Origin of the sequence: Nonomuraea turcica (assembly GCF_030718205.1) — a bacterium.
Taxonomy (GTDB): Bacteria; Actinomycetota; Actinomycetes; order Streptosporangiales; family Streptosporangiaceae; genus Nonomuraea.
Genome location: NZ_JAUZQF010000021.1, coordinates 109,279 through 124,022, shown reverse-complemented (window position 1 = coordinate 124,022; position 14,744 = coordinate 109,279). Strand labels below are relative to the sequence as shown.

The window sequence follows — 14,744 nt, the reverse complement described above, 5'->3', positions numbered from 1 at the left end:
CTAGGTGACGAATTCGAGAAGCAGAAGGATCAGGGCACTCGTGCTCGTGGCCGGCATGGGCCTTCTGGTGAACGCCTGCGCGGGCGCGAAGGTCGGCGAGACGGCGGCGCCCGCCGCCGGCAGCGGCAGCGCCAAGGCGTGCGGGACCCTGAACATCGCGATCAACCCATGGGTGGGGTACGAGGCCAACGCCGCCGTTATCGGCTATGTGGCCGAGAAGAACCTCGGCTGCAAGGTCGTGAAGAAGGACCTCAAGGAGGAGGTGGCCTGGCAGGGCTTCGGCACCGGCGAGGTCGACGCGGTCGTGGAGAACTGGGGCCACGACGACCTGAAGAAGAAGTACATCGACGAGCAGAAGACCGCCGTCTCCGCGGGGCCGACGGGCAACAAGGGCGTCATCGGCTGGTACGTGGCGCCGTGGATGGCCGAGAAGTACCCGGACATCACCGACTGGAAGAACCTCAACAAGTACGCCTCCCTGTTCAAGACCTCCGAGTCCGGCGGCAAGGGCCAACTCCTCGACGGCGACCCCTCCTTCGTCACCAACGACGAGGCCCTGGTCAAGAACCTCAAGCTGGACTTCAAGGTCGTCTACGCGGGCAGCGAGACCGCGCTGATCACGGCCTTCCGCCAGTCGCAGAAGCAGCAGACGCCGCTCATCGGCTACTTCTACGAGCCGCAGTGGTTCCTGTCGGAGCTCAAGCTGGTCAAGGTCAACCTGCCCGCCTACACGGCCGGCTGCGACGCCGACGCCGCCAAGGTGGCCTGTGACTACCCGCCGTACGAGCTCGACAAGATCGTGAGCAAGAAGTTCGCCGACTCCGGCAGCCCCGCCTACGAGCTGGTCAAGAACTTCACCTGGGGCAACGACGACCAGAACCTCGTGGCGAAGTACATCACCGAGGACAAGATGACCGCCGAGGAGGCGGCCGCCAAGTGGGTGGCCGACAACCCGGACAAGGTCAAGGCCTGGCTCCCCAAGAGCTGACGGCACGGCCGGACCCGGCCCGATCGCGCTTCGCGGTCGGGCCGGGTTCGCATGTCCCGCGATACCGCCTGAAATTAGACAGATCGCCCCTTGACACCCGCAATCCGGCGAGCGACGCTTGTTGCGGAAAGCGCTTTGGGTTGCATATTTCGCAACAACGGAGGTGGCTATGACGGGCCCGAGAGTCGTTGTCATCGGGGCCGGCGTGGTCGGCGCGGCACTCGCCGACGAGCTGTCGGCCCGCGGCTGGACCGACGTCACGGTGGTCGACCAGGGAGACGTGCCCGCCACCGGCGGCTCCTCCTCGCACGCGCCCGGTCTGGTGTTCCAGACCAACGGCTCCAAGACCATGACCGAGATGGCCCGCTACACCGTGGAGAAGTTCGTCGAACTGGACAGCTTCCTCCAGGTGGGCGGCCTCGAGGTGGCGACCACCCCCGAGCGCCTCGCCGAGCTGCACCGGCGCCACGGCTGGGCGGCGGCGTGGGGCCTGGAGACCCAGCTGCTCTCCCCCGCCGAGTGCGCGGCCAAGCACTCGCTCCTGGACCCCGGCAAGGTGCTCGGCGGCCTGTTCATCCCCACCGACGGCCTGGCCAAGGCGGTCAAGGCGGTCCAGGCGCAGCTCACCAGGGCGGTGGAGCGCGGTGTGCGGGTGCTGGCCAGGCACGAGGTGCTGGACATCAGGGCCGAGGGCGGCCGGGTCAGCGCGGTGGTCACCGACCACGGCGAGATCCCCGCCGACGTGGTGGTCTGCTGCGCCGGCATCTGGGGGCCACGCGTGGCCAGGATGGCCGGGATGGAGCTGCCCCTCACGCCGCTGGCCCACCAGCTGGCCTGGACGGGACAGGTCCCCGACCTGGCCGGGCAGAGCGAGGAGGCGACCCGGCCCATCCTGCGCCACCAGGACGCCGACCTGTACTACCGGGAACGGTACGACATGCTGGGCATCGGCTACTACGGCCACCGGCCCATGCCGGTCAGCCCCGACGACATCATCTCGGTGGACGCGGCCGAGGTCATGCCCTCCGTGCTGACCTTCACGCCCGACGACTTCGCCGACGCCTGGACCGAGACCCAGAGCCTGCTCCCCGGGACGCGGTCGGCCAAGGTGGAGGAGGGCATCAACGGCCTGTTCTCGTTCACGACCGACCACATGCCGCTGATGGGCCAGTCGCGGGACGTGGAGGGCTTCTGGGTGGCGGAGGCCGTCTGGGTCACCCACTCCGCCGGCGTCGGCAAGGCCATGGCCGAGTGGCTGGTCGACGGCCACTGCTCCTCCTTCGACCTGCACGAATGCGACGTCAACCGGTTCGAGCAGCACCAGATCGCGCCTGATTACGTGCTGGAGCGCGGCTGCCAGAACTACGTCGAGGTCTACGACATCATTCATCCGCTGCAGCCCATGGAAAGCCCGCGCCCGATGCGGACCAGCCCGTTCCACGCCCGCCAGCAGGAGCTCGGCGCGATCTTCCTGGAGGCCTCCGGCTGGGAGCGGCCGCAGTGGTACGGCGCCAACGCCCCGCTGCTGCAGGGCCGCGACATCCCGGCGCCCGGCGACTGGGCCGCACAGTACTGGTCGCCCATCGTGGGCGCGGAGGCGCAGGCCACCCGGGAGTCCGTCGCGATGTACGACATGACCGCGCTCAAGCGCCTGGAGATCAGCGGCCCCGGCGCGGTCGGCTTCCTGCAGTCCCTCGTGACCGGCGACATCGACAAGTCCGTCGGCTCCGTGACGTACTGCCTGCTCCTGGACACCGACGGCGGCATCCGCAGCGACATCACCGTCGCGCGCCTCGGGCCCGAGCTGTTCCAGGTGGGCGCCAACGGCAACCTCGACCTCGACTGGCTGGACCGGCGGCGACCGCGCGCGGTCCACATCCGCGACATCACCGCGGGCACCTGCTGCGTGGGCGTGTGGGGCCCGCGTGCCCGCGACCTCGTCCAGCCGCTGACCGGCATCGACCTGACCGCGCTGCGCTACTTCCGCGGCGCCCGCGGCTACATCGGCAACGTGCCGGTCACCATGCTGCGCCTGTCGTACGTCGGCGAGCTGGGCTGGGAGATCTACACCACCGCCGACATGGGACTCAAGCTCTGGGACACGCTCTGGGAGGCCGGGCAGCGGCACGGCGTCATCGCCGGCGGCCGCGGCGCGTTCACGAGCCTGCGCCTGGAGAAGGGCTACCGCTCCTTCGGCACGGACATGACCTTCGAGCACGACCCGTACGAGGCCGGGCTCGGCTTCGCCGTCAAGCTGGACAAGGGCGACTTCGTCGGCCGGGCGGCGCTGCTGGAGCGCAAGGAGTCGGTGCGCCGCCGGCTCACCTGCCTGCTCACCGACGAGGTCGTCATGGGCAAGGAGCCCGTCTACGACCGCGACGGCGGCCCGGCCGGCTACGTCACCAGCGCCGCCTACGGGTACACGATCGGCAGCGGCATCGCCTACGCCTGGCTGCCCGCCGACCTGGCCAACCCCGGCCAGGAGGTGACCATCGGCTACTTCGACCGGTACGTACGCGCCGTCGTCGCCGAGGAACCGCTCTTCGACCCCACGATGCAGCGGCTGCGCGGCTAGGAAAGGACGTCACATGATCGACACCCCGCTGGACGTCGTGGACCCCGAGGTCCACGCGGCCATCGGCGACGAGCTGGCTCGCCAGCGCTCGACGCTGGAGATGATCGCCTCGGAGAACTTCGCGCCCGTCGCCGTTATGGCGGCGCAGGGCTCGGTGCTCACCAACAAGTACGCCGAGGGCTACCCGGGCCGGCGGTACTACGGCGGGTGCGAGCACGTGGACGTGATCGAGCAGATCGCCGTCGACCGGGTGAAGGCGCTCTTCGGCGCCGCGGCGGCCAACGTGCAGCCCCACTCCGGCGCCCAGGCCAACGCCGCGGCCATGGCCGCACTGCTCGAACCCGGCGACACCATCCTCGGGCTCGACCTGGCCCACGGCGGCCATCTCACGCACGGCATGCGGATCAACTTCTCCGGCCGCCTGTACAACGTGGTCGCCTACCACGTGCGCGAGAGCGACCACCTGGTGGACATGGAGGAGGTCGAGCGGCTCGCCCGCGAGCACCGGCCCAAGCTGATCATCGCCGGCTGGTCGGCGTACCCCCGCCACCTGGACTTCGCGGCGTTCCGGCGGATCGCCGACGAGGTGGGCGCATACCTGCTGGTGGACATGGCGCACTTCGCCGGCCTGGTGGCCGCGGGCCTGCACCCCTCCCCCGTGCCGCACGCCCACGTCGTCACCACGACCACGCACAAGACCCTGGGCGGCCCGCGCGGCGGCGTGATCCTGACGACGGACGACCTCATCAAGAAGATCAACTCGTCGGTCTTCCCCGGCCAGCAGGGCGGGCCGCTGGAGCACGTCATCGCCGCCAAGGCCGTCGCGTTCAAGATCGCGGCCGAGGACGGATTCCGCGACCGGCAGCGACGCACGCTGGAGGGCGCCAAGATCCTCGCCGACCGGCTGCTCGGGCCCGACGCCGCCGCGGCCGGGGTGAAGGTCCTGACCGGCGGCACCGACGTGCACCTCGTCCTGGTCGACCTGCGCGACTCGGAGCTGGACGGCAAACAGGCCGAGGACCGGCTGCACGCCGCCGGGATCACGGTGAACAGGAACGCGGTGCCGTTCGACCCGCGCCCGCCGATGGTCACCTCCGGCCTGCGGATCGGCACGCCGGCGCTGGCCACGCGCGGTTTCGGCCCCGACGACTTCAGCGAGGTGAGCGACATCATCGCGAACGCACTCACGCCGGACGCCGACCTGGTCTTCCTGCGCGGCAGGGTCGAGACCCTGGCCGGCAAGCACCCGCTCTACGAGCAGGTCCGATGAGCCCCCGCACCCCGGGCGCCGACCTGCCCGAGCACCCCGACCGGCTGTGGAGCGCGGCCGAGCCCAAGGCGTCCTACGACGTGGTGATCGTCGGAGCCGGCGGGCACGGCCTGGCCACCGCCTACTACCTGGCCAAGAACCACGGCATCACGAACGTCGCCGTGCTGGAGCGCGGCTGGCTCGCGGGCGGCAACATGGCCCGCAACACCACCATCATCCGCTCCAACTACCTGTGGGACGAGAGCGCCGGCATCTACGAGCACGCGCTGAAGCTCTGGGAGGGGCTGGAGGAGGAGCTCGACTACCCGCTGCTGTTCAGCCAGCGCGGCGTGCTCAACCTCGCGCACAGCCTCCAGGACGTGCGCGACAGCGTACGGCGGGTCGAGGCCAACAGGCTCAACGGCGTGGACGCGGAATGGCTGGACCCCCAGCAGGTCAAGGAGGTCTGCCCGATCGTCAACGTCTCCCCCGACGTCCGCTACCCGGTGCTCGGCGGCACCTTCCAGCCCAGGGCCGGGATCGCCAAGCACGACCACGTCGCCTGGGGCCTGGCCAGGGCGGCCGCGGCACTCGGCGTCGAGTTCATCGAGCACTGCGAGGTCACCGGGCTGCAGGTGCGCGAGGGCCGGGTGACCGGCGTGGAGACCAGCCGCGGCCCGATCGCCGCGGGCCGGGTGGCGCTGTGCGCCGCCGGTCATACTTCGGTCGTGGCCGCCACGGCGGGGATCGACCTGCCGCTGCAGAGCCACCCCCTCCAGGCGCTGGTCTCCGAGCTGCTGGAGCCCGTGCACCCGACCGTCGTCATGTCCAACGCTGTGCATGTGTACGTCAGCCAGGCGCACAAGGGCGAGCTGGTCATGGGGGCGGGCATCGACGCGGCCAACTCCTACCGCCAGCGCGGCGCCTTCCACATCATCGAACAGCAGATGGCCGCGGCCCTGGAGCTGTTCCCCGTCTTCGCCCGGGCGCACGTGCTGCGTACCTGGGGCGGCGTGGTGGACGTCTCACCGGACGCCTCACCGATCATGGGCCTGACCCCGGTCGAGGGCCTCTACCTCAACTGCGGCTGGGGCACCGGCGGCTTCAAGGCGACACCCGGCGTGGGCTGGTGCTTCGCCCACACCGTGGCCAACGACGAGCCGCACCCCCTCAACGCTCCCTTCTCCCTTGACCGATTCGTCACCGGGGCGCTCGTCGACGAGCACGGCGCCGCCGCGGTCGCGCACTGAGGAACGCCACGATGCTGCTGATTCCCTGTCCCTGGTGCGGCCCTCGAGACGAGGCCGAGTTCCACTACGGCGGTCAGGCCCACGTCGCCTACTCGGAGGACCCGGGTGCGCTCTCCGATGAGGAGTGGGCCCGCTACCTGTTCTTCCGTGACAACCCCAAGGGGTCGTTCGCCGAGCGGTGGAGCCACTCCGCGGGCTGCCGCCGCTGGTTCAACGCCGTACGCGACACCGCCACGAACGAGATCCACGCCGTCTACCGGGTGGGCGAACCCCGGCCGGTGACGCCGTGAGGCGCGAGAGCGGCGGGCGCGTCGACCGCACCCGCACGCTCCGCTTCCGCTTCGACGGCCGCGACTACACGGGCCACCCCGGCGACACGCTCGCCTCGGCGCTGCTGGCCAACGGTGTGCGCCAGATCGCGACGAGCGTCAAGCTCGGCCGCCCGCGCGGGATCGTCGCCGCGGGCAGCGAGGAGCCCAGCGCGCTGGTGCAGATCGAGGAGCCGTTCCCCGAGCCCATGCTGACGGCGACCACCGTCGAGCTGTACGACGGCCTGGTCGCGAGCGGGCTGCCCGGCCAGGGCCGCCTGGCCGCCGAGCCCGACCCGGCCCGCTACGACGCCATTCACGCCCACTGCGACGTGCTGGTGGTGGGCGCGGGCCCCGCCGGGCTGTCCGCGGCCCGGGCGGCCGCGCGCACCGGCGCCCGCGTGATCCTCGCCGACGAGCAGCCCGAGCCCGGCGGCAGCCTGCTCGGCACAACCGAGCAGCTGGCGGGCCTGCCGGCCGCCGAATGGGCCGGGGCGGTCGCGGCGGAGCTGGCGGGCCTGCCCGAGGTCACGGTGCTGCCGCGCACCACGGTCTTCGGCTATTACGACGACAACTACCTCATCGCCGTCGAACGGCGCACCAACCACCTCGGCGGGGCGGCGCCCGCGCACGTGGCCAGGGAGCGCGTGTGGCGCATCAGGGCGCGGCGGGTCGTGCTGGCCACCGGCGCGCACGAGCGGCCGATCGCCTTCGCGGGCAACGACCTGCCCGGCGTGATGCTGGCGGGCGCGGCGCGGACGTACGTCAACCGGTACGGCGTGCTGCCCGGGAGCCGGGCGGTGGTGTTCACGACCGGCGACAGCGCCTATGCGGCCGCGTTGGACCTCGCCGGTGCGGGCGTGAATGTGGTGGCCATCGCGGACGTGCGGCCGGCGCCCGGCGCGGGCTGGGCCGAGCGGGCGCGCGAGGCCGGCATCGAGGTGCTGACCGGGCACGTGGTGACGGCCGCCGCCGGGGACGGGCAGGTCTCCTCGGTCCTGGTGGGGCGGCGTCCGGACGACGGCGCGGCCGCCGCGGGCGAGCGGTCGTTCGACGCCGACCTGCTGCTGGTCTCCGGGGGCTGGAACCCGGTGGTGCACCTGTTCAGCCAGTCGGGCGGGACGCTCCGCTACGACGAGGCGCTGGGCACGCTGGTGCCCGGCGCGTCCCGGCAGGCGGTGGAGGTGGCGGGCGCGGCCAGGGGCGTATTCACACTGGCTGGATGCCTGGAGGACGGCGCGAGCGGCGGTGGCGGCCCGGCCTCGGCCGCGGGCGAGCCGTACTGGCTGGTGCCCGCCACGGACTACGGTACCCACTTCGTCGACCTGCAGCGGGACGTGACCGTGGCGGACGTGCTGCGGGCGACCGGCGCGGGGCTGCGCTCGGTCGAGCACGTCAAGCGGTACACCACCGCGGGCACGGCCCATGACCAGGGCAAGACCTCCGGCCTGCTGACCACGGCCGTCATGGCGCACGCGCTGGGCGTTCCGGTGGGTGAGCTGGGCAGCACGACGTTCCGGGCGCCGTACACGCCGGTGAGCTTCGCGGCGCTGGCCGGGCGCGACCGCGGCGCGCTGCACGATCCGGTCCGGGTCACCGCGCTGCACGAGTGGCACGTCGCGCACGGCGCGCTGTTCGAGAACGTCGGCCAGTGGAAGCGGCCGTGGTACTACCCCCGTCCCGGCGAGGACATGGAGGCCGCGGTGCTGCGCGAGTGCCGGGCGGCGCGGGAGGGTGCGGCGGCGATGGACGCCTCCACGCTCGGCAAGATCGACGTGATCGGGCCCGACGCGGCGGAGTTCCTCGACCGGCTTTACACGAACATGATGAGCACGCTGGCCGTCGGCGCCATCAGGTACGGCGTGATGTGCCGGGCCGACGGCATGGTCTTCGACGACGGCACCGTCATCAGGCTCGCCGAGGACCACTTCCTCGTCACCACCACCACGGGCAATGCCGCGGCCGTCCTGGACTGGATGGAGGAGTGGCTGCAGACCGAGTGGCCGTGGCTGCGGGTCCACCTCACCTCGGTCACCGAGCAGTGGGCCACCGTGGCGCTGGTCGGTCCCGGGTCGCGCGAGGTGCTGGCCGGGCTCGCCCCCGGTCTGGCCGTCGGCGCGGCCGAGTTCCCGTTCATGACCTGGCGGGAGGCGGAGGTCGCGGGGATGGCCGCGCGGGTGTGCCGGATCAGCTTCTCGGGCGAGCTGGCCTACGAGATCAACGTGACCTCGTGGGAGGGCCTGGCCCTGTGGGAGGCCATCATGGACACCGGGGTCGTCACGCCGTACGGGACCGAGACCATGCACGTGCTGCGGGCCGAGAAGGGTTACCCGATCGTCGGGCAGGACACCGACGGCACGGTCACGCCGCAGGACCTGGGCATGTCGTGGGTGGTGTCGAAGAAGAAGGCCGACTTTATCGGCAAGCGCTCGTTCGCCCGGGCCGACACGGTCCGCGCGGACCGCAAGCAGCTCGTCGGGCTGCTCCCCGAGGACCCCGCTCTGCTGCTGCCCGAGGGGACGCACGTGGTGGAGTCCGCCGGCCTGCCCGAGCCGCCCGTGCCGATGCTCGGGCACGTGACCTCGAGCTACCGCAGCGCCGCGCTGGGCCGCACGTTCGCGTTGGCGCTGGTCAGCGGCGGGCAGGGACGGGTCGGCGAACGGCTCTACGCACCGGTCGGCGACGCCCTGGTGCCCGTCACCGTGACCTCTCACGTCCTGTACGACCCGGAAGGAGCACGCCGCGATGGCTGAGCGCAGGAGTCCGGCCGCGGCCTTCGCCGACCGGTTCGCGACCGCGTCCAAGAGCGAGGCGCTGACGCTGGCGGAGATCCCCTTTCTCCGCCAGATCAACGTACGTGTGGACCCGGAGAGCCCGGCCGCCGCCGGCCTCGGGCGGGCGCTCGGCGTCGCGCTGCCGGTCTCGCCGGGCACCGCCGTGCGTTCCGGCGAGGTGACCGTGGCCTGGGTCGGGCCCGACGAGTGGCTGGTGATCGGGCCCGACGGGTATGACGCCGAGCCGCTGCGCGCGGCCCTCGGCGACCGGCACGGCTCCGTGGTGGACGTGTCGGCGCAACGCACCACCCTCCTGGTCGGCGGCCCTCGGGCACGCGACCTGCTGGCCCACGGCTGTGCCCTCGACCTGCACCCTTCGGTGTTCGGCCCGGGCGCGTGCGCGCAGACCATGCTGGCGCGCGCCCAGGTCGTGCTGCTCCCCCAGCAGGAGGGGTTCCTGGTGCTCGTACGCTCGTCGTTCGCGGCCTATCTGGCCGAGTGGCTGCTGGACGCGGCGACGGAATATGTGACATGAGCATCGGCGTCTTCGACCTTTTCAAGATCGGTATCGGCCCGTCCAGCTCGCACACGGGCGGCCCGATGGCGGCCGCGCACAAGTTCGCCCGCGGCCTGCACGAGGACGGCCTGCTGCCGCGCGTGGCGCGCGTCCAGGCCATCCTGTACGGCTCGCTGGGCCTGACCGGCAAGGGTCATGGCAGCGACAAGGCCGTCCTGCTGGGCCTGTCGGGCGAGAAGCCCGAACTCGTGGACGTGGACACCATCGACGACCGCCTGACCGCGATGCGCGCCTCCGGCACCGTCAACCTCTACGGCACCCACGAGATCCCCTTCGTCGTCGGCGAGGACCTGATCTTCGAACGCAAGATCTCCCTCCCCGAGCACCCGAACGGCATGCGCTTCACCGCCTACACCGCGGACGGCGACACGCTGCGGGAGAAGGTCTACTTCTCGGTCGGCGGCGGCTTCGTCGTGGACGAGAACGCCACCGGCGCCGACCGCATCAAGCCGGACGACACCGTGCTCCCCTACCCGTTCACCACCGGCGAGGAGCTGCTCAAGCACTGCTCGAATACAGGCTTGTCGATCTCCGGGCTGATGCTGGAGAACGAGAAGGCCTTCGGCCGCACCGAGGCGGAGATCCGCGCGGGGATCCTGAACCTGTGCTGGGTCATGTCGGAGTGCGTCCAACGCGGGATCTCGCGGGAGGGGGTGCTCCCCGGCGGCCTGCGCGTCAAGCGCCGCGCGCACGGCCTGCACCGGCGCCTGCGCAGCGAGTCGCCGGAGAAGGACCCGTTGCAGGCCATGGACTGGGTGTCGCTGTTCGCGCTGGCGGTCAACGAGGAGAACGCCGCCGGGGGCCGCATCGTGACCGCGCCGACGAACGGCGCGGCCGGCATCATCCCCGCCGTCCTGACCTACTACACGAGATTCATCCCCCGCGCCGACGACGAGGGCGTGGTCCGCTTCCTGCTGACGGCGGCGGCGATCGGCGTGCTGATCAAGGAGAACGCCTCGATCTCCGGTGCGGAGGTGGGCTGCCAGGGCGAGGTCGGCTCGGCCTGCGCCATGGCCGCCGCCGGGCTCACCGAGGTTCTCGGCGGCACGCCCGAGCAGGTGGAGAACGCCGCCGAGATCGGCATCGAGCACAACCTGGGCCTGACCTGCGACCCTATCGGCGGCCTGGTCCAGATCCCGTGCATCGAACGCAACGCGGTCGCCTCCATCAAGGCCATCACCGCGGCCAGGATCGCGCTGCGCGGCGACGGCCGCCACTTCGTCTCGCTGGACAAGGCCATCAAGACGATGCGCGATACCGGCCGGGACATGCTGGACAAGTACAAGGAGACCTCGCGCGGCGGCCTCGCCGTCAACGTCATCGAGTGCTAGGCACCGCCACCCGAACCAGATCCGATGATCGGCTGTCTAAGCAACCATGACAGCAGACGGGCTGCGCCCGGGGGATCCGTCGAGGCTGGGCCGCTACCGGTTGGCGAGCAGGCTCGGCTCAGGCGGCCAAGGCGTCGTCTACGAGGGCTACGACGAGGCGGCCAACCGCGTGGCGGTCAAGGTCCTGCACGCCTACCTGTCCGGCGACTCCCCTCTGCGCCGCCGCTTCACCAGCGAGGTGACCGCCGCGCAGCAGGTGGCCTCGTTCTGCACGGCCCGCATCCTGGATCACGACCTCGAAGGCGAGCGCCCGTACATCGTCAGCGAGTTCGTCCCCGGGCCGAGCCTGCGTGCGGCGATCTCGGAGGGGGCTCCGCTCTCGGGTGACCCGCTGCACCGGCTGGCCGTGGGCGTGGCCACCGCGCTGGCCGCCATCCACCAGGCGGGCGTGGTGCACCGCGATCTGAAGCCGGAGAACGTCCTGCTGGGGCCGGACGGGCCCCGAGTGATCGACTTCGGCATCGCCCGGGCCGCGGGCCTGTCGATGACCTCGACGGGCGAGCTGGCCGGCACCCCGATGTACATGGCGCCGGAGTTGTTCTCCGGGGGCCGCGCCGAGCCGGCGGCCGACGTGTTCGCCTGGGGTGCGGTGGTCTTGTTCGCCGCGACGGGACGCGACGCCTTCACCGCCCCGACGACGATCGCGGTCATCAACCGCCTGCTCAATCACGACCCCGACCTCGACGTCCTGCCCGAGGGGCTGCGCGAGCTGGTCCGCGCCGCGCTGTCGAAGGTCCCGGCCGCACGTCCCTCCGCGCAGAGCCTGCTGCTGACGCTGCTCGGTGGCAGGGGGCGCGCGATGCTGGCCGAGGGCGCCCAGGCCGCCGCCGGCGTGCGGCCTCCCGGTGAGCCGGCCGCCGACCCTGCGCTCGGCACGGTGGCCGAGCGGTTCTACGCCGCACTGCCGGCGTCCGAGCGCCAGGTAGCGCGTGATCTGCTGCTGCGGCTGGTGGACGTGCGCGACGGCGACGAGGTGCCGCGCACCGCCGGCGTGGACGAGCTCCTCGACGTACGCCACGAGGCCACCGAGCGGGTGCTCGCCGCGCTCGAGGAGGCCACGCTGGTCCGCCGCAAGGCGGACGGGGTCGCCATCGGCAGCGCCGCCCTGCTGTACGCCTGGCCTCGGCTGCACGAGTGGGTGACCGGCGACCGCGACGCGCTCGGCCGCCACCGTGAGCTGGGCGAGGCCGCCCGCCGGTGGGCGCGGAACGGCCGCCGCCCCGAGGACCTCCTTCGGGGCGCCGCCCTGCGCCAGGCGCTGGAGTGGACTCAGGGCGCGTCCCTGACCCTGAACACCACGGAGCGGGAGTTCGTCGAGGCGAGCCGGGCCGGATCGGTCCGTCAGGGCAGGCTGCGCCGCCTGGTCACCACCGGCGTGGCGGTGCTGCTCGTCGCCTCGCTCACCGCCGGCGCCCTCGCCTGGCAGCAGTCGCTCAAGAGTGACGAGGCCGGCAGGCGCCTGGCCGAGGAGCGGGCACAGGCCGCGGCCCGGCGGGTGGCGCTGCAGGCGGACGCGCTGCGCAGGACCGACCCGGTGAAGGCGATGCTGCTCAGCGTGGCGGCTTACCGCATCGCACGGGTTCCCGAGGCGGGATCGGCGGTGCTGGGCTCGCTCGCCCAGCAGGAGCAGTCGGTCTTCACCGATCCCGCCCCGGCCAACGAGGGGCGGGCACTGAGCCCTGACGGGCGGACGCTGGTGAGCGCGGGGGCCGGCCGGGTGACCGCCTACGACATGGCGACGGGACGTCCGGTGAGGACCTTCGGCGGGATCGGCGAGGCGCCCGTCACCGCCGCGGTGGGCCCCGACGGTGACACGCTGGCGCTCGCGCGAGGCAGCAGGATGGAGCTGTGGAGCCTGCGCGGCGGCAAGCGGCTGGGCGAGGGCCAGTGGACACCTGAGGAGTCGACCAGCAACGACGGCCGCCCGGACAGCATGGAGTTCAGCCCCGGCGGTGGCTACATCGTCGTGCGCGACAATCTGGGCGGGCCGTACGTGGGGCTGTGGAACGTGGCCCGGCGGGCGCTGGACAAGCCGAGCGGTTACCTGAGCAACGCGCGGCTCGGACCCGGCGACCGCTTCGGCGCCGTCGAGATCACCGAGGACCGCACCGAGTCCGCGCTGCGGACCTTCCCCGGCTGGGGAACGCCTGCGGGCAAGCGGCTCCCCAGCGCCCTGCCGGGGCAGGTCCTCTCCTTGAGCCCCGACGGCGCGCTGGCCACCGTGGGAGACGAGAAGAGAACGACCCTGTGGAGCCTGTCCACCGGCAGGCGGGAGCGGCGGGTCTTCCCCGGGCACGCCACCGAAGCCGTCTTCAGCGACGACGGCCGGTTCCTGATCACCTTCGGGAACTGGGCGGGCGGTCGTCTCACACTGTGGCGGCTGGACGACGCGGCCCCGCTTCTGCGGCTCACCGTCGCCTCCAGGATCGTCGGATCACCGCGGTTCGGCCCCGGAAATCGCACGCTGAGCATCCTGGACGACGCCGGGCGGGTGACCACCTACGACATCAGCCTGCAGACCGGTCCCCGGCGTGTCCTGCCTGACGATGCCCTGCAGCCGCGGTTCACCGCGTCGGGCGACCTGCTGTTCGCCCGGACGGGCCAGACCGTGCGCAGCTGGTCGGTGCCCGGCTTCACGCAGACCGGGCGACTGCGCGCGCCCACGGAGGGTGGGGCGATCACGCGGGTCAGCCCCGACGGGCGTACGGTCGTCACCATCTCCACGGAGGACCTCACCACGGGCCCCGCGTTCTGGGACGCGGCGTCCGGGCGCAAGCTGGGCAGCGTGCCCTTGAGCTCGGTGGACAGCAGGGCGGACATGCAGATCAGCCCCGACGGCCGGCTGCTCGCCATCAGCCAGGCCTTGGCCGGCGACTACTACGGCGGGGGCGACGTCGTCGTCATCGATCTCGCGCGGCGCAAGCGGGTGATGCGGTTCAGCCCGGTCGCGGGAGGCCCGCTGTCCTTCAGCTCCGACAGCAGGTTCCTCGTCACCGCCGACCGCGGTGGTGCCGACGTCATCGACCTCGTCTCCCGCAAGGTGCTGCCCCATGCGCAAGGCCCCGGCACGCTGGCGGAGAACTGGATGACGCTCGCCCCGAAGGGCCGGCTGGCCGTCTCACCGTACGGGAGCAGGGCGGTGGTCCTGTGGGACACCCGCACCTGGCGTACGACGGGTCAGGTGTTCAGGGTGGCGGGAGACGTGGTGGGGGCGAGGTTCTCCCCTGACGGACGGCTCCTGGCGGTGGCCCACGACACCAGGGTGACGCTGTTCGACGCGGTCGCGGGGCGTCAGCTCGGCGCCGCCTGGACCGTGACCACTGGGGCGTTCGACCCGTACGCGATGGACGACCCCATGCCCGCGCTCGCCTTCACGCGCGACGGCTCGACTCTGCACGTGGTGGGGCACGACGGCGCGTTCCAGGACCTGCCGGTCGACCCCGCGCGGGCCGTCCGGGCCGTGTGCGAGCGGGCGGGCCGCCGGCTCACTCGCGAGGAATGGCGCGAGCACGTGGGAGCCGATCTGGCTTACCGGGAGGTTTGTCCCGCTTAGAGGCGGCCGCTTCGGTGGAAGCTCGCTGAGCACTGTTACGCATGGCTAACGCGGCGGAAACACCTCCATCGGGATGCTC

At 72.0% G+C, this 14,744-nt stretch carries 9 protein-coding genes; all 9 read left to right on the top strand.

Annotated features, from left to right (window positions below; all coding sequences use genetic code 11):
* The first annotated feature begins 4 nt into the window (after positions 1–4).
* A complete protein-coding gene (locus Q9G87_RS42780) occupies positions 5–988 on the top strand; it encodes an ABC transporter substrate-binding protein (RefSeq protein WP_305922343.1) in 984 nt (327 codons plus the stop codon).
* A gap of 169 nt (positions 989–1,157) precedes the next feature.
* Positions 1,158–3,563 (top strand): GcvT family protein, encoded by a 2,406-nt coding sequence (locus Q9G87_RS42775; RefSeq protein WP_305922342.1) that lies wholly within the window; start codon positions 1,158–1,160, stop codon positions 3,561–3,563.
* A gap of 13 nt (positions 3,564–3,576) precedes the next feature.
* Complete coding sequence (gene glyA, locus Q9G87_RS42770; RefSeq protein WP_305922341.1) at positions 3,577–4,833, top strand: serine hydroxymethyltransferase; 1,257 nt, start codon at positions 3,577–3,579, stop codon at positions 4,831–4,833.
* Positions 4,830–6,062, top strand: a complete 1,233-nt coding sequence (locus Q9G87_RS42765) for a sarcosine oxidase subunit beta family protein (protein ID WP_305922340.1) — start codon at positions 4,830–4,832, stop codon at positions 6,060–6,062. Before glyA ends, Q9G87_RS42765 begins: the two co-directional genes overlap by 4 nt.
* Positions 6,063–6,073: 11 nt before the next feature.
* Positions 6,074–6,352, top strand: coding sequence for a sarcosine oxidase subunit delta (locus Q9G87_RS42760; RefSeq protein WP_305922339.1), 279 nt, complete (start codon positions 6,074–6,076; stop codon positions 6,350–6,352).
* Positions 6,349–9,123, top strand: a complete 2,775-nt coding sequence (locus Q9G87_RS42755) for an FAD-dependent oxidoreductase (RefSeq protein WP_305922338.1) — start codon at positions 6,349–6,351, stop codon at positions 9,121–9,123. The genes Q9G87_RS42760 and Q9G87_RS42755 overlap by 4 nt, the downstream gene beginning before the upstream one ends.
* Positions 9,116–9,679 carry a sarcosine oxidase subunit gamma gene (locus Q9G87_RS42750; protein WP_305922337.1) on the top strand — a complete coding sequence of 188 codons (564 nt, stop codon included), beginning with the start codon at positions 9,116–9,118 and terminating at the stop codon, positions 9,677–9,679. The genes Q9G87_RS42755 and Q9G87_RS42750 overlap by 8 nt, the downstream gene beginning before the upstream one ends.
* On the top strand, positions 9,676–11,052 hold the full coding sequence (locus Q9G87_RS42745) for an L-serine ammonia-lyase (protein ID WP_305922336.1): 1,377 nt from the start codon (positions 9,676–9,678) through the stop codon (positions 11,050–11,052). The genes Q9G87_RS42750 and Q9G87_RS42745 overlap by 4 nt, the downstream gene beginning before the upstream one ends.
* Before the next feature lie 46 nt (positions 11,053–11,098).
* Complete coding sequence (locus tag Q9G87_RS42740; protein ID WP_305922335.1) at positions 11,099–14,665, top strand: serine/threonine-protein kinase; 3,567 nt, start codon at positions 11,099–11,101, stop codon at positions 14,663–14,665.
* The last annotated feature ends 79 nt before the right edge of the window (positions 14,666–14,744 follow it).

Bases quoted from the DNA above. Each gene is read 5' to 3' on its own strand.
- Q9G87_RS42775 (WP_305922342.1), top strand. From the start codon at position 1,158: ATGACGGGCCCGAGAGTCGTTGTCATCGGGGCCGGCGTGGTCGGCGCG.
- glyA (WP_305922341.1), top strand. From the start codon at position 3,577: ATGATCGACACCCCGCTGGACGTCGTGGACCCCGAGGTCCACGCGGCC.
- Q9G87_RS42765 (WP_305922340.1), top strand. From the start codon at position 4,830: ATGAGCCCCCGCACCCCGGGCGCCGACCTGCCCGAGCACCCCGACCGG.
- Q9G87_RS42760 (WP_305922339.1), top strand. From the start codon at position 6,074: ATGCTGCTGATTCCCTGTCCCTGGTGCGGCCCTCGAGACGAGGCCGAG.
- Q9G87_RS42750 (WP_305922337.1), top strand. From the start codon at position 9,116: ATGGCTGAGCGCAGGAGTCCGGCCGCGGCCTTCGCCGACCGGTTCGCG.
- Q9G87_RS42745 (WP_305922336.1), top strand. From the start codon at position 9,676: ATGAGCATCGGCGTCTTCGACCTTTTCAAGATCGGTATCGGCCCGTCC.
- Q9G87_RS42740 (WP_305922335.1), top strand. From the start codon at position 11,099: ATGACAGCAGACGGGCTGCGCCCGGGGGATCCGTCGAGGCTGGGCCGC.